Below are 15467 nucleotides of genomic sequence, written 5' to 3'. Positions count from 1 at the left end.
AAACCTCCTGTTTATCTGGCGTATTGCATCGTATTTTTCCAAATACGTAAGTGCGGGCTTGAGTTATAAATAGATTCAACCGTCCCTCTATCTCTTCCGACCCATACACCCATTGTGTATTGATCTGTCAGTCCAACAAACCAAATGTCTTTGTAGTCATTGGATGTTCCCGTTTTACCACCAATGTAAGGGGAATTGAAGTTCGCTTTTTTCCCTGTTCCACTTTTCACAACGGAGGCAAGCAGCTTGCGCATCGTTTCATTTGTACGCTGAGAGTACACTTGCTTCGGCGATTCTTTCCATTTGTAAAGGGTTTTGCCGTTTAAGTCTGTCACCTTTGTGATTGAATGACTTTGCGTGTAGGAACCTTGATTACCAAAGACGGTATACGCATCTGTTATTTCTAGCGGTGAGAAGCCTTTCGTAAATCCTCCAAGTGCAGAAGGAAGGCGATAATCATCTGCTACAATATGTTCGAATGAGAACTTCTCTAAATAGCTGAAGCCTTTTTTGACACCGACTGTATCCAGCATTCGGATCGCAGGGGTGTTATAAGAATTCTTAAAGGCTGTTTCAAGTGTGACTGTTCCATACGTTTTATGATTATAGTTCTGCGGACAGTACCCGCTGCTGCAAAACTTGCCGGCACTGATGGTGCTTGATGCCGTTGCACCGGTTTGATCAATATAAGGACCATAGTCTAAAAGCGGCTTAATCGCGGAACCAGGCTGTCTTTGCGCTTGATAGGCGTAGTTGAAATCAAACTTTTTATAGTTTTTCCCGCCAGCAAGTGCGACAATTTGATGGGTTTCATGATTAATGACCGCTGATCCGCCTTCCACACCTTGATAGGGCAATTGAGCATTAAGCTGATAAACCGCTCTTTGCTGTAAGGAAGGATCAAGTGCTGTATAAATCTTCACGCCATCTTGGAGCAGGGCACTGACCTTTTCAGATAATTCCTTTTGAATGGCTGTTTTCGCTCCTGCAGTTTTTGCTTTCTTCAATCGTTTTGTAAAGCCTTCCTGATCAGACACAAGATCGGTAAATTCCTCATTGGCATATGTCACATAGTCAGGGTAAAGATTTTTCTTTTCGCTTAAAGACAGGCTGATTTTTTCTTTGACGGCTTTTTTGTATTGTTTCTTGGTGATGACGCCGTCTTTCTTCAAAATACCAAGCAGCCGTTCTTGGCGTTTCTTTGTGTGCTTGAATTGTTTCAATGGGTCATATAGCGTCGGGTTGTTTGGAATAGCAGAGATAAAGGCCATCTGTGCAAGCGTTAAAGAACTAAGCGGCTTATCAAAATAGTAATTAGCCGCAGAACCAACACCATAAACACCGTTACTGAAATAAATCGTATTTAAATAGCTTTCGAGAATTTCATCTTTCGTGAATTTCCGCTCTAGTTCATAGGAATAGAGCAGCTCTGTAAACTTTCGGCTGAACGAACGTTCATGGCTTAAATATAAGTTACGGGATAACTGCTGTGTGATGGTACTGGCTCCTTGGCTAATGCCGTGGTTTTTGACATTTGCAGCAAGCGCACGGACAACCCCCATAAAGTCAATGCCTTTATGGTCATAGAAGTTGCGGTCCTCTGAGCGAAGGAACAGCTCCTTCACAGGATCAGGAATTTTATCGTATTTCACGAAAACTCGGTTTTCATCGTTCGATACGATCTCGGAGATAAGAGAACCATCCCGATCATACATATAACTGTTTTGGGAAAAATCTATCTTTTCCAGCTTAATTTTTTGATCAAGCACTTCGTTAACAGGCTTTACACTTGCAGCTTCTTCCTTTGATAGATAAAAAGTCAGAACAAATAATGGGATGAGGGCAGCAAGTAATAACCAACCAATGATTGCACGAAACATGAGGTCACTCACTTTCTTCAGATTTCTAGCCATATCGTACCATTCTTTTGCGGATACGAGAAGGTTATTTTGAGAAAAGAATGGGCGTGAAGTCTAGTGGAGAAGGCATCTAGACAGGAAAAAAGAGTATCTGATGCTTGATCAGACACTCCTTTCTTTTGTCTTTGATTGTGAGCGAACTGCCCATAAAAATAACGCGCCAAAAAGAAAAATGCCGGCGGTCACATAAAAGACAGCTGGAATCCCATAATGACTTGCTACAATGCCGCCAATGACTGGACCGACGACATTCCCAAGAAAACGGAAGCTGACATTGTATCCGAGCACTTCCCCTTGCATGGAGGCAGGTGCTTTGATTCGAATATACGCCGTCGTACACGGAATAATCCCGCCTAGTGCCATCCCGTACAGAAAACGGAAAATCACTAACATCACGTAGGAATCCGCCATTGCTTGCGGGATGAATAAAATAGAGGAGAGGATGAGTAGGGCAAGCAGCACCTTATCATGTCCGATTCGATCTCCAAGATCTCCCCATTTTCTCGTAAACAGCAAATTTCCAAGTCCTGTTGCAGAAAATGCCAGTCCCGCATAAAAGGCGAGATTGACCGGGCCGTGCAAATCATGAATGTATAAAGCTAAAAGTGGCTGAATGCTAAAGTTCCCCACTTGCGTAATAAACGTTAAAAGCATCGTGACCACAAGCAAAGGCTGTTTGAAAATATGAACGAGGACATCTTTTCGTGAGTAAGTGACGCGCTTTGCTTCTTTTGAGCGGATCGGATGCTCCTTCACACCGAAGATAATGACAATAGCCGACACATAAATGACAGCGGCTGTTAAGAAAAACGTATAAATGAAGCCAACGCTGTCTGCCATGAAGCCGCCCATTAAAGGACCGAACAATCCTCCGGCGACATTACTCATTTGCATGGTTCCTAGTGTTTTACCGGCCGTTGCCTTTTCAGTCTGAGCAGAGATCAGCGCCATTGAAGTAGAGATAAATCCTGTTACAAGTCCCATGAAGAGCCGTAGTGCGAATAGCTGATAAACGGTTTGAACAAGCCCCATTAATAGAATACTTGTTGCAATCCCAATGCCGTTAATCAGCAAAATCTTTTTATAACCGTGCCTGTCACCAATTCGTCCCCAAATTGGAGAAATCAGAAAGGCCGTTAAAAACGTGACCCCAAAGACATAGCCGCTCCATCTTTGGACAAATTCATTCGAATAGCTGCTATCAAGAGATTCTATGTAAAGTGATAAAAAAGGGACGATCATTGTAATGCTGGCAGAGACAAAAAAGTTCACAAACCACATGATGTACAAGTTTTTTTTCCTGTTTGTGATAGAGACCACCTTCTTTATTTATTTCGTGTTCCTTAATAATTATAAAGGAAAATAAGCGATCTTTCATCTGATGAATAGGTTGGGCATAGTGAATCTGCATTATTTTCAAGAAAATGAAGTGATTTCAAGGTCCGTCTTAATATAATGATATCAGGATGAAAAACAGACGAGAAAGTGGGGTGAGACTGGTGGAACAGAAGACGCTGCTTGTGGTCGATTTTGAATTTACGATGCCTGATGGAAAATATCATCCACAAAATTTTTACCCTGAAATTATTGAGGCTGGGGTAGTGAAAGCAACAAATGACACGATCATAGACACGTTCTCAAGCTACGTCAAACCGAAAAAGTTTCCGAAGCTGACAAAGCGCTGTAAAACTTTTCTCGGAATTACGCAGCAGGATGTAGAGAGCGGGATTTCATTTGAGGTGTTTATTGAGAAGCTCGTGTCACTTGATGGGGGCGAAGACTGTGAAATTATCACATGGGGAAATATGGACATGAAGGTACTGAAGCAAAACTGTATGCTCAATCACATTACCTTTCCTTTTAAAGGAAAGCTGCGGGACCTCGCTTTTGAATATAAAACGTTTTTTGGTGATAGAACACTTACAGGGCTGCGAAAAGCGGCAAAGGAGTACGGCAGTGAAGGAGCTGGTAAGCATCATAAAGCACTCGATGATGCCATGACCACTTATCAGCTGTTAACCCTTTTTGAAAAAGACAGAGCCTATGTGGAAAATCCGCAAACAACCAAAATTGGTGAACTCATCGACTTCTCTCACTTTTTTGATTCGACTGATTAGCGGGCGTCTTCTGGAAAATAATCTTTTTCAAGAGAAGATAGGCACGCTCTTGATTTTTCAGCCCATTTGGAATCATCCGCACTAAGCGTTTTTTTCAATTTGTCTACGGCTTCTTTCAGTGACAATTGATAATCAGGTATGTCGCCATCGTAAGGCTTCACCATATGATGGGGGATATTCGTCTGTTCTCTATAGGCCAAAGCTCGCCTCTCCTGAAAAAAGGGCACGTCTGCTTCTTTAGGATGATGCAGGTCGCCTTGAGTCGGATGTGTCAGAACCGCTTTTACTTGAACGAGATAGGTCGATGGTTTAACTGCGGTCACTTCCCCAACGTAAACACCTGTTTTATAAAAACCTTTCACAACTTGTCCAATTTGAATGTCTGTCATGTGAAATTCCTCCATTTCCTTCTCGCGGGAAGGTATTTCATTTCTTTTAGCCAATATAGTGAAGTAAACGAGCAAAAGGGGGAATGGCGAATGATGTCGTTCATCGCACTCTTTCTACTGTATTTTCCTGAAGATAAAAGGGAGTACATCCCAGCGGCAATCACCACCGTGCTTTTCTTTATTGCTGCATTTATTTGCTTTCGTCTAATCGTTCGTGCGTCTAAGAAGCAGGAGCAGATAGATGAAAAAAGGACAAAAAAAATGGATTGATCATTTTCTTCTTGTGTCTTCAGGAAACTTCACGGTGACTGTTGTACCAGACTGTAGCGAGCTTTTGAAACGAATGGTTCCATGGTGATTTTCTATGATAGAAAAAGTCACTGTCAGCCCAAGTCCAGTCCCTTTATTTTTCAAGGTGTAATATGGTTCGCCAAGCTTTTTCATTTGGCTTTCTGTCATGCCTACACCGTTATCAATGAAATAAAGGCATATTTTATGATTTTCTTTTGAAGCAAAAAGTTCAACTTTCCCTTCGTGATCGGGGGCGGCTTCAATCGCATTTTTGATTAGATTAATCATGACTTGCTTGATCTTCGTTTCATCACCTTGAATGTATAAGTCTGGTTCAATGGATTGATGAATCGTGACCGATTTGAAATTCGCATAGGATGTCATCAGCGATGCACATTCCTCAAGTAATTTAGACAGATTGAGAGATTCAATTTGATAATAGTTTTGTTTTGCAATATCAAGATAACTTGTGATAATGTCCTGCGCGCGGTCTAACTCGGACAGAACGAGATTTTTATAATCCTTATTGGTCGACGGCTCCTTTGCATTGTCACTAGAAAAGAGTAATTGAATAAACCCTCTCACAACTGTAAGCGGATTGCGTACTTCATGGGCGACACTTGCAGCGAGCTCACTCACAATGGTCAGCTTTTCTGACTGGACGAGCTGTGTTCTCATTTGCGCATTTTCTTTGACGAATTCAATGGAATAGATACATAGTACAAGAAAGAATATGTAGTAAAGGGTTGAGAAAAATAACTCAAGGAACTTTTGCTGCATAATAAAGGCTGGGCTATATTCCATTAAGCTGACCGCAAACAATCCAATGTAAATGAACATTCCTTTGGATAAACCAATGAGTACTCCGTAAATCAGCTTTTTCAGCTTCGGATATTGACGCCATTTACGGTAGAACAGGAAAGGGATGAAAAAGTAAATCGGTACAACAATGAGTCCAACCCATAAAAAAGAGCCATACATCACGAATTTGACAATGGAGCTAAACAAGATAGCGACGATTCCAGCAGTGTACCCTCCATATAAAATGGCAAGTACAAGGGGAATGGATTGAAGCCCCGTCTGCAAATCTAAAATCGAACCAACTGGATATATAATACATAGAGCTGAAGAGATGGATGCAAATATTGTGATGAGCAGTTTATTCCTTTTTGGGAAATGAGCAGGGGTCCGGCTTAGCCATAGCGCATGATATAAAAAGATTGGAAATAGAATAAAAGATACATGGAGCAGAAAATCCTTGAACATTTCCATTTAAATGCTCTCCTCGTAAATAATAGTAATTCCTCTCATTATATCATTTCATGTACAAAGTAGATATGATAAAAGGAGGGTTTTTTTCTTTAAAAAGAACACCCGCTAGGATGTTCTTTTGTATAATTGGTCTTATTTGGTTCATAGAGTGAACGCTTGATGAAGGCGTTTCAGACCTTCTTTCACCGTTGAAAGAGGACAGCCGAGATTCATCCGAATAAAGCCGTCTCCTTCAAGCCCATACACGTGTCCAAGCTCTAGAATGACTTTCCCCTTTTTGAGCAAATTCCGTTTCAATTCCGCTTGAGTCAATTGATAATCACGAATGTCCAGCCACAATAAATAAGAAGCATCTGGTTTCATATAACGCATATTCGGAAGATGTTCGTCAATATAGTCCATGGCAATCTTCATGTTGTTTTCGAGATAAAGAACAAGTGAATCGAGCCACTCATCCCCCAGGCGATAGGCCGCTTCCATCGCAGGAATGGCAAATGCATTCAGTTTGGCCAGCCCGTTTCTTTGCAATTCATGAGTGAAAAGGGTTCTTTTTTCTTCATCGGAAATGATAATGGCAGATGCCTGGAGCCCAGCTAAATTAAATGTTTTACTCGGCGCAATACAGGTCACTGTGATATGTTCTATGTCGTCAGAAAGACTAGCAAAAGGCACATGCCGCTTCCCGGAAAGCATCAGATCAGAATGAATCTCATCTGAAACGACTGTTACACCATGCTGCACACATAAGTCTCCTACTCGTTTTAATTCGTCTTTTGACCACGCTCTCCCAGAAGGATTATGCGGATGACAAAGGAACATCAGCTTCGCTTGTGGTCTGCTCAGTTTTTCCTCTAAATCATCAAAATCCATCATGTACCGGTTGTTTTCTATTTTTAAAGGATTGGTTGAGACCGTACGCCCATTCCTTTCAATCATTTGATAAAAAGGCGTATACACTGGTGACTGAATGATCACTTCATCATTCGGTGCTGTAAAGGCTTGGACAGCAAAACTAAGTGCCGTCACGATACCTGGTGTGAAGGTGACAGCATCTGTCTGAATCGTCCATCCATGTCTTCTTTTGAGCCAGTCAGCCACTGCCTGCTGCGTATCCTGATCCTGAAATGCATAGCCAAATACGCCGTGATCTAATCGTTCTTTTAATGCATCAAGGACGACCTGGGGCGCTTTAAAATCCATATCTGCCACCCACATCGGCAGTGCATCTGTTGTGAGGAACAAAGACTCTGCTTGATCCCATTTCACTGATTTTGAACCTTTACGTATGATCTGTTCGTCGAAATTCATGAAACCCACCTCTAGCCGTTTTTCAACCATTGTTGGTTGTGCTAAAATAAACATCACAAAATTTATTATAAGCGGTGATACCCATGAAAGATAGTCAAGCTGTAGAAGAGATGATTCAATTCATTAAGGCATGGGACCCTTTTCATTATGGAGAGGACTTTTATGAAACGGAGCCTGCTGACGTCATCAGTGCGTTATACGACGCAGAGGACCCGTTATCTTTAGCAAAAGAGATTCAAGCCATTTACCATCACTCATTTGAGCAGCTTCTTCCGATAGAGAACTGTCAAGATATAGCGAATCAGCTTTTTGTCATAAGAGACAGCAGCTCCTGCTCACGCTAAGACAGGCTGAAATTGCCGATTTGATCAGACACAAAGACCGGATTTTCCTCAGGAATGAGGTGCCCGGTTTTTTTTAATGCATGTAAGGTCGAATGCGGCAAATCTTTGTGCAGTCTTTCGCCTACTTGAATGGGAACGATCCGATCTTCCTTGCCCCAAATGAGCAGCACGGGTGTCTCCATTTTCTTTAGGACATCTGACGTCAAATCACCTTCTCGGTGCCGCACCAAACGTAAAAGACTTCTAAAGATTTTATCATCAGAAAAAGGCTTTAAATATCCGTCCACCATCTCTTGATCAATAATCGAGTGATCATGCACAACAGCGGTTAAATTATTCATAATGCCTTGCTTTAAAAGTTTTCTTTTTAGAAATAGATAAAAATAAGGAATATACGTGCTATAAACAAGCGATCTTCTGGACTTATTCAAATACCCCGAGCTGCATAAAAGAACCGCCTTTTCAAATAGGTCTGGGCGTTCGGAGGCAGCGTATAAGGCAATTTGTCCGCCCATTGAATGACCTACTAGAATTGCATGCTGAATCTGCAAGTAACCGGCTAGTTCAATAATGATCTTGCCCATATTGCGATAGCTGTAAATAAAGGTATTCGACTTCTCAGACTGCCCAAATGGAGGCAGATCGATCGCAATTAAATTGAAGTCTTGTTTCAGAAGCGGGATGAGCTTACGATAGCTGAAAGTAGAAGAGAAGAGACCGTGAATCAAGATCAATGTCTTCTTTCCCACATTTGGATAGTGCTCGTAATAGATATCTAAACCGAATTTACTTTTCATATAAGCTGGCTGAACAATGTCCACACTCATCACTCCGATACTCACTCTCTGTTAGGTGACTGTATTGTACCCTAAAAAGTGGGTTTTAAGCTACGATTAGAATCTTTTCCCTGCTTAGCATAATGGGAAAAACGTGCTATAATGTTCAGAAGATTTTTTAAAACTAGCTTTTACATGCAGAGGTGTGAATTCAAATGAAACTAACAGAAAAAGAAACTGAAATATTAGAGATTTTAGATGAAAACAGCCGCGCCGATTTAAATACAATTGCGAAAATGGCAGGTGTGACAACAGAAGAAGCCGAAGCCATTATTCAAAAACTTGAAGATCAAAAAGTCATTATTGATTATTCGACCATGATTGACTGGCGTAAAGTGGATGGTCACGAAGGCGTCACAGCCATGATTGATGTGAAAGTGACACCGAAAAGAGGCGTCGGATTTGATGAAATTGCTGAACGCATTTACAGGTTTCAAGAAGTTGAGTCCGTATATTTAATGTCAGGTGTATACGATCTTTCTGTTGTGATCCGCGGAAGATCCATGTCTGATATTGCCCGCTTTGTATCTGAAAAATTATCGACACTTGATTCCGTTGTTTCAACAACTACCCACTTCATTTTGAAAAGATATAAACATGATGGGAAAGTGTTTGAAACAGGAGACGATGACAAAAGAATCGTGGTGTCTCCTTAAATGAAAAAGTCTTATTTATCTGAAACGGTACAAAGCATTCAGCCGTCAGGTATTCGGAAATTTTTTGATCTCGCAGCCACAATGGAAGGGGTCATTTCCCTTGGTGTCGGCGAACCAGATTTCGTGACAGCTTGGAATGTCAGAGAAGCAAGCATTATGTCATTAGAACAAGGACTTACCTCTTATACGGCGAATGCAGGTCTGTTGTCTTTGCGAAAAGAACTGAGCCACTATTTATATAAGCGATTTCACATCGATTACAGTCCTGAAGAAGAACTCATTATTACGGTAGGCGGAAGCCAGGCCCTTGATTTAGCCTTTCGCGCAATTTTAAACGGCGGCGATGAAGTGATCATTCCAGAGCCTTGTTTTGTAGCATATGGAGCACTGACGACACTTGCTGGCGGAGTACCTGTCTATTTAAGTACATCGGCTGAAAAAGATTTCAAAGCGGATTCTGCGGATCTTCGCACGAAGCTGACGCCTAAGACAAAAGCCATCTTACTATGCTCTCCATCAAATCCAACAGGATCTGTTTACTCAAAGGAAGAGCTCGAAGATATTGCCCAATTTGCAAAAGAGCATGACCTTTTAATCATCACCGATGAAATTTATGCAGAGCTGACGTACGATGAAGCTTTTACAAGCGTTGCGGCGATTCAAGATATGAAGGAAAGAACGATCTTGATTTCAGGCTTTTCAAAAGGGTTTGCCATGACAGGCTGGCGCTTAGGATATGTGGCAGCACCACCTATACTGCGCGAGGCCATGCTGAAAATACACCAATATTCTATGATGTGTGCTCCGTCTATGGCACAATATGCGGCAGAAGAAGCACTGAAAAATGGACTTGAAGATGTAGAGAAAATGAAGAAAAGCTACAGAAGACGCCGCAATTTGTTTGTCGGCTCTCTCAATGAACTTGGACTGACATGTCACCAGCCAAATGGAGCCTTTTACGCCTTCCCATCCATCAAAGGCACGGGCATGTCCTCAGAACAATTTGCTGAGGAGCTGCTGCTAAGCGAGAAAGTAGCCGTTGTTCCGGGAAGTGTATTCGGTCCCAGCGGTGAAGGTCATATTCGCTGTTCATATGCTTCGTCACTCGATCATCTTCAGGAATCACTGTCAAGAATCCAGCGCTTCTTGCAGGATAGACAAGTGAAAAAAGAAGCACCGGCCATCTTAAAATAAAAAAAGGCATCAATCCATATGGACTCATGCCTCACAAATTAGGGGGGAATACTAGAAAGCATTCTTGTTTTCAGGTATTCCCCCTTTTGATATGATCTAAACCCTTTTAAAAAAAATTTTGCGTAACTGACCGTTCTATGATATAGTTTTTAATTGCGTATAAACGAATATTAAAACATTTATTTAGGAGTTGTTATCATGGCGACAAAGTTTGAAGTAGGCAGTGTTTACACTGGTAAAGTAACAGGATTACAAGCGTATGGTGCGTTTGTTGCATTAGATGAAGAAACTCAAGGACTTGTGCATATTTCTGAAGTAACACATGGTTTCGTAAAAGACATCAACGAGCATCTTTCAATTGGTGACGAAGTTCAAGTGAAAGTTCTTTCTGTTGATGAAAAAGCTGGTAAAATCAGCCTTTCTATCCGTGCTACACAAGAAGCACCTGAAAGAAAAGAAAGCAAACCAAAGAAACAAAGACCACAGCAAGTGAAAGAAGAAGCTGCTACACCACAAGGTTTCAATACGCTTAAAGATAAACTTGAAGAGTGGATTGAGCAGTCTAATCGTAAAGATTTAATCAAGAAATAAAAAAAGCACCGCTTCAAACGGTGCCTTAGGCTGCCTCGTGTAGGCGGCCTTTTTTATGTCTTTTTAGCGAACCTCTGGATTCGGCTCGTCGCGGCGAACAGCTTCTTCGCTTGGCTTGAACAATAGACCAAGATTAACAAGACCTGCAATTCCAACAAGACCATAAATAATACGTGATAATGCAGAGCCTTGTCCGCCAAAGATCGCTGCTACTAAGTCAAATTGAAAAAAGCCGATTAGTCCCCAGTTAATAGCACCAATAATCGTGAGCACGAGGGCAATACGTTGAATAGCACTCATCGTGATTCCTCCTTTCGCTACAGCATCAATACATTTATATTTTGCAGATTTTCAGCCAAACTATGCGTAAGAAAATGGATTAAAGCAAATTACTTTACTTTTGGAATGAATGAGGCGCATAATGTAGCGCGAGGAGGAGATCACATGGATCGATTTACTTATTGGAACCCAACGAAATTAATTTTTGGAAAGGGAGAAGTATCAGCCCTTTCAGATGAACTCAAACACTACGGAAAAAACGTATTGCTCGTATATGGTGGAGGCAGTATTAAACGAAACGGCCTTTATGATCAAGTTGTCAGCATCTTAAAAGAATCAGGAGCTGCAATCACTGAACTTGCTGGTGTTGAGCCGAACCCGCGCTTAACAACGGTAAGAAAAGGGGTTGAGCTTTGCAAAGAGAATCAAGTTGATTTTATTTTGGCAGTCGGTGGCGGTAGTGTCATTGATGCAACGAAAGCAATCGCAGCTGGTGCAAAATATGATGGAGATGCTTGGGATATCGTTACACGTAAGCATGTTCCAATGGAAGCGATCCCGTTCGGTACTGTATTAACACTTGCCGCAACAGGCTCTGAAATGAACTCTGGATCCGTCATCACAAACTGGGAAACAAATGAGAAGTATGGCTGGGGGAGTCCAGCAGTCTTCCCTAAATTCTCTATTCTTGATCCAGTAAACACATTCACTGTACCGAAAAATCATACGATTTATGGAATGGTCGACATGATGTCACACGTGTTTGAACAATATTTCCATCACACGGAAAATACACCTTATCAAGATCGTATGTGTGAAGGACTTCTACGTACCGTCATTGAAACGGCACCGAAGCTGATCAACGATCTAGAGAACTATGAGCTGCGTGAAACCATCTTATTCACTGGTACAATTGCACTCAATGGAATGCTTTCAATGGGCGCACGTGGTGACTGGGCATCTCATAATATTGAGCATGCGGTATCTGCTGTCTATGATATTCCTCATGCAGGCGGACTTGCGATCTTGTTCCCGAACTGGATGAAGCATGTCATTCAAGAAAACCCAGCCCGCTTTAAACAATTAGCGGTGCGTGTATTCGATGTAGACCCTGCGGGCAAAACAGACGAAGAAGTAGGCTTAGAAGGGATTGAAAAACTGTCTGCTTTCTGGACAAGCCTAGGTGCACCAAGTCGTTTAGCTGATTATGATATCAACGATGAGAAAATGGATTTAATTGCAGACCGTGCAATGGCACGCGGTGAATTTGGTCAATTTAAAAAGCTAAACAAAGAAGATGTCCTAGCCATTTTGAACGCTTCTTTATAATCGAACAACAAAAGATAGCTGCTTTCGAGCAGTTATCTTTTTTTTGAGTTCAACGCGTACTTATGTTACAGTAGTCTTTCATGTTTTTGGATATATTCGTTGTAAGGAGATGTTTCAACAGATGGAGAACTTTATTTACTATAATCCAACGAAATTAATGTTTGGAAAAGGACAACTAGAAGGACTCAAAAGCGAACTCGCTCGTTATGGGAAACGAGTGTTACTTGTATATGGTGGAGGAAGTATTAAGAAAAATGGTCTTTATGACAATGTCATCAGCGCGTTAAATGAAGCAGAAGCTGAAATATTTGAGCTGTCTGGCGTTGAACCGAACCCTCGCCTCACAACGGTGAAAAAGGGAGTAGACATCTGCCAAAAGGAAAAAATCGATTTCTTATTAGCAGTTGGCGGCGGAAGTGTCATCGACTGTACAAAAGCGATTGCAGCTGGAGCAGAGTATGAAGGTGATGTTTGGGATATTATCTCAAAGAAAACAACCGCTCAAAAAGCATTGCCGTTTGGCACCGTGCTGACGCTAGCGGCGACAGGTTCAGAAATGAACCCAGACTCTGTGATTACAAACTGGGAAACGAATGAAAAATATGTGTGGGGCAGTTCAGTAACTCACCCTGCCTTTTCTATTCTAGACCCTGAGCATACGTATTCTGTGCCAGAAAACCAGACTGTTTATGGAATGGTCGATATGATGAGCCATGTCTTCGAGCAATACTTCCATAATGTAAAAAACACGCCTTTACAGGATCGGATGTGTTTTGCTGTTCTTCAAACGGTGATCGAAACAGCACCAAAACTGCTTGAAGACTTACAAAGCTATGAGCATCGTGAAACGATTCTTTATGCAGGAACCATTGCGTTAAATGGGACGCTGCAAATGGGCTACTTTGGAGACTGGGCGTCTCATACGATTGAGCATGCTGTATCGGCTGTCTATGACATTCCGCATGCAGGTGGACTTGCAATCCTCTTCCCGAATTGGATGCGCCATACACTTGATCATAATGTGGAACGTTTCAAACATCTCATGCTGAGCATGTTTGACATCGAAACAGAAGGAAAAACAGATCGTGACATCGCATTAGAAGGAATCGATAAGCTGTCAGCCTTCTGGACAAGCCTCGGTGCACCAAGCCGTTTAGCAGATTATGATATTGGTGAAGATCAACTAGACAAAATTGCCGACATCGCGGCGAAAGAAATGGAATACGGTGGTTTTGGAAACTTTATGAAACTAAACCGTGATGACATTCTATCTATTTTGAAAGCCTCTTTATAAATCGGAATGCCGCTTCTCATGAAGAGAAGCGGCTTTTTGCTGCGCCAGTGACGATCACTTGATTTCAATAGCTAGTTCCGCTAAAGTGGAAGGGATAGAACTAACGTAATGGAGGGCTTACAAGCGATGACACATATTCAATTTGACTACTCGAAAGCGTTACCTTTCTTTCAAGAACATGAGCTTACATATTTAAAAGATTTTGTGAAGGTGGCCCATCATAATATTCATGAGCAAACGGGTGCAGGCAGTGATTATTTAGGCTGGGTTGACTTGCCTAAGCAGTACGATCGCGAAGAATTTGCCCGCATTAAAAAGAGTGCAGAAAAGATTAAGTCTGATTCTGATGTTTTACTCGTTGTAGGAATCGGCGGCTCTTATCTTGGCGCACGTGCAGCGATTGAATTTTTGAACCACTCTTTCTATAACACTTTGCCAAAAGGCAAACGTAAGACACCGAAAATCATTTTCATTGGAAACAATATCAGTTCTTCTTATTTAACAGATGTGATGGACCTGCTGGAAGATGCAGATTTCTCCATTAATGTGATTTCAAAATCTGGAACAACAACAGAGCCAGCCATTGCGTTCCGCATCTTTAAAAAGCTCCTCATTGAGAAATATGGTGCTGAAGAAGCAAAAAAACGTATTTATGCGACAACTGACAAGGCGCGCGGTGCACTCAAAACATTAGCAAACGAAGAAGGCTATGAATCATTTATCATCCCTGATGATGTAGGTGGACGTTATTCCGTTTTAACGGCAGTCGGTCTATTGCCAATCGCTGTGAGCGGTGCAGACATTGATCAGATGATGGAAGGTGCTGCAAAAGCAAGCGAAGACTTCGCTTCATCTGAGCTGTCAGAAAATGCGGCTTATCAATATGCTGTAGTCCGTAATGTCCTTTACAATAAAGGCAGAACGATTGAAATGCTGATTAACTATGAGCCAGGCCTTCAATATTTCGCAGAATGGTGGAAACAATTATTCGGAGAAAGTGAAGGGAAAGATGAAAAAGGAATCTATCCTTCATCAGCTAACTTCTCAACGGATCTTCATTCACTTGGTCAATATGTTCAAGAGGGAAGAAGAGACTTGTTTGAAACGATCGTGAATGTAGACAAGCCGCGACATGAGCTTGTCATTGAAGCTGAAGAACAAGACCTTGATGGCTTGAATTATCTAGCAGGAAAAACGGTTGATTTCGTGAATAAAAAAGCATTTGAAGGGACGATGCTTGCCCATACAGATGGAAAAGTACCGAATCTAATCGTCACCATTCCTGAGATGGATGCTTATACATTCGGATATCTTGTTTACTTCTTCGAGAAAGCATGTGCGATGTCTGGTTATTTACTAGGCGTCAATCCATTTGATCAGCCTGGAGTAGAAGCGTATAAAGTGAATATGTTTGCTTTATTAGGAAAACCGGGCTTCGAAGAGAAAAAGGCAGAGCTTGAAAGCCGTTTAAAACAATCATAAGAGCAAAAAAGCACACCTTTGGATAAGGTGTGCCCTTTGTCTTCTTTTCAGCGTGATTGAAAACCTTTGAAGTCTAGGAAGGACGAGCACTGGAGCGGAGCGAATTTGACATTCGTGAGCACCGGCGCGCAGGACTGACACCGAATGCGAGGGTTTGTCTACACGC

General features: G+C 41.8%; 16 protein-coding genes. 9 read left to right on the top strand and 7 right to left on the bottom strand.

All coding sequences use genetic code 11. The features are described 5' to 3' along the window. Positions 1-11: 11 nt before the first annotated feature. Together C6W18_RS06005 and C6W18_RS06000 are read right to left on the bottom strand one after the other, a co-directional pair. On the bottom strand, positions 12-1913 hold the full coding sequence (locus C6W18_RS06005) for a transglycosylase domain-containing protein (protein WP_105926666.1): 1902 nt from the start codon (positions 1911-1913) through the stop codon (positions 12-14). 108 nt (positions 1914-2021) lie between these two features. Continuing rightward, the gene (locus tag C6W18_RS06000; RefSeq protein ID WP_275574574.1) at positions 2022-3200 is read right to left on the bottom strand and encodes an MFS transporter; all 1179 of its coding nucleotides are present in this window, start codon (positions 3198-3200) and stop codon (positions 2022-2024) included. Positions 3201-3418: 218 nt separating this feature from the next. On the opposite strand from C6W18_RS06000, the gene kapD reads away from it, so the two are divergent. Then, positions 3419-4036: a 3'-5' exonuclease KapD gene (gene kapD, locus C6W18_RS05995; RefSeq protein WP_105926664.1), complete on the top strand. Its 618-nt coding sequence runs from the start codon at positions 3419-3421 to the stop codon at positions 4034-4036. On the opposite strand, the gene kapB is transcribed toward kapD, so the two are convergent. Beyond that, positions 4033-4425 (bottom strand): kinase-associated lipoprotein KapB, encoded by a 393-nt coding sequence (gene kapB / locus C6W18_RS05990; RefSeq protein WP_034317215.1) that lies wholly within the window; start codon positions 4423-4425, stop codon positions 4033-4035. The two genes, kapD and kapB, sit on opposite strands and share 4 nt — an antisense overlap. Before the next feature lie 90 nt (positions 4426-4515). Between kapB and C6W18_RS05985 the strand changes: the two genes are divergently transcribed. After that, positions 4516-4695, top strand: coding sequence for a hypothetical protein (locus C6W18_RS05985; RefSeq protein ID WP_034317217.1), 180 nt, complete (start codon positions 4516-4518; stop codon positions 4693-4695). Here the strand turns inward: C6W18_RS05985 and C6W18_RS05980 are convergent, their stop codons facing one another. Together C6W18_RS05980 and C6W18_RS05975 are read right to left on the bottom strand one after the other, a co-directional pair. After that, a complete protein-coding gene (locus tag C6W18_RS05980) occupies positions 4696-5988 on the bottom strand; it encodes an ATP-binding protein (protein ID WP_105926662.1) in 1293 nt (430 codons plus the stop codon). 141 nt (positions 5989-6129) lie between these two features. After that, positions 6130-7296, bottom strand: a complete 1167-nt coding sequence (locus C6W18_RS05975) for a MalY/PatB family protein (protein WP_105926661.1) — start codon at positions 7294-7296, stop codon at positions 6130-6132. Positions 7297-7379: 83 nt separating this feature from the next. On the opposite strand from C6W18_RS05975, the gene C6W18_RS05970 reads away from it, so the two are divergent. Continuing rightward, positions 7380-7640: a DUF1871 family protein gene (locus C6W18_RS05970; protein WP_034317226.1), complete on the top strand. Its 261-nt coding sequence runs from the start codon at positions 7380-7382 to the stop codon at positions 7638-7640. Here C6W18_RS05970 and C6W18_RS05965 read toward each other — a convergent pair. After that, positions 7637-8461 (bottom strand): alpha/beta fold hydrolase, encoded by an 825-nt coding sequence (locus C6W18_RS05965; RefSeq protein ID WP_105926659.1) that lies wholly within the window; start codon positions 8459-8461, stop codon positions 7637-7639. The two genes, C6W18_RS05970 and C6W18_RS05965, sit on opposite strands and share 4 nt — an antisense overlap. A 170-nt stretch (positions 8462-8631) precedes the next feature. Between C6W18_RS05965 and C6W18_RS05960 the strand changes: the two genes are divergently transcribed. The 3 genes from C6W18_RS05960 (at position 8632) to yugI (ending at position 10917) form a co-directional block, all read left to right on the top strand. Continuing rightward, positions 8632-9132: an Lrp/AsnC family transcriptional regulator gene (locus C6W18_RS05960; RefSeq protein ID WP_003213765.1), complete on the top strand. Its 501-nt coding sequence runs from the start codon at positions 8632-8634 to the stop codon at positions 9130-9132. Beyond that, the gene (locus tag C6W18_RS05955; RefSeq protein WP_034317231.1) at positions 9133-10326 is read left to right on the top strand and encodes an aminotransferase; all 1194 of its coding nucleotides are present in this window, start codon (positions 9133-9135) and stop codon (positions 10324-10326) included. 198 nt (positions 10327-10524) lie between these two features. Continuing rightward, the gene (gene yugI, locus C6W18_RS05950) at positions 10525-10917 is read left to right on the top strand and encodes a S1 domain-containing post-transcriptional regulator GSP13 (protein WP_003213420.1); all 393 of its coding nucleotides are present in this window, start codon (positions 10525-10527) and stop codon (positions 10915-10917) included. Between the two features lie 63 nt (positions 10918-10980). On the opposite strand, the gene C6W18_RS05945 is transcribed toward yugI, so the two are convergent. Next, the gene (locus C6W18_RS05945) at positions 10981-11217 is read right to left on the bottom strand and encodes a DUF378 domain-containing protein (protein WP_003212952.1); all 237 of its coding nucleotides are present in this window, start codon (positions 11215-11217) and stop codon (positions 10981-10983) included. A gap of 144 nt (positions 11218-11361) precedes the next feature. On the opposite strand from C6W18_RS05945, the gene C6W18_RS05940 reads away from it, so the two are divergent. The 3 genes from C6W18_RS05940 (at position 11362) to C6W18_RS05930 (ending at position 15301) form a co-directional block, all read left to right on the top strand. Continuing rightward, positions 11362-12525 carry an iron-containing alcohol dehydrogenase gene (locus tag C6W18_RS05940; protein WP_034317234.1) on the top strand — a complete coding sequence of 388 codons (1164 nt, stop codon included), beginning with the start codon at positions 11362-11364 and terminating at the stop codon, positions 12523-12525. Between the two features lie 121 nt (positions 12526-12646). After that, complete coding sequence (locus C6W18_RS05935; protein ID WP_034317237.1) at positions 12647-13819, top strand: iron-containing alcohol dehydrogenase; 1173 nt, start codon at positions 12647-12649, stop codon at positions 13817-13819. 126 nt (positions 13820-13945) lie between these two features. After that, positions 13946-15301 (top strand): glucose-6-phosphate isomerase, encoded by a 1356-nt coding sequence (locus C6W18_RS05930; protein ID WP_105926657.1) that lies wholly within the window; start codon positions 13946-13948, stop codon positions 15299-15301. Positions 15302-15467: the final 166 nt, after the last annotated feature.

The sequence above is a fragment of the Bacillus sp. LLTC93 genome, from assembly GCF_002993125.1.
GTDB classification, from domain to species: domain Bacteria; phylum Bacillota; class Bacilli; order Bacillales; family Bacillaceae; genus Bacillus; species Bacillus zhangzhouensis.
The sequence above is the reverse complement of the archived record's forward strand: the minus strand, read 5'-3'. Positions and strand labels throughout refer to the sequence as shown.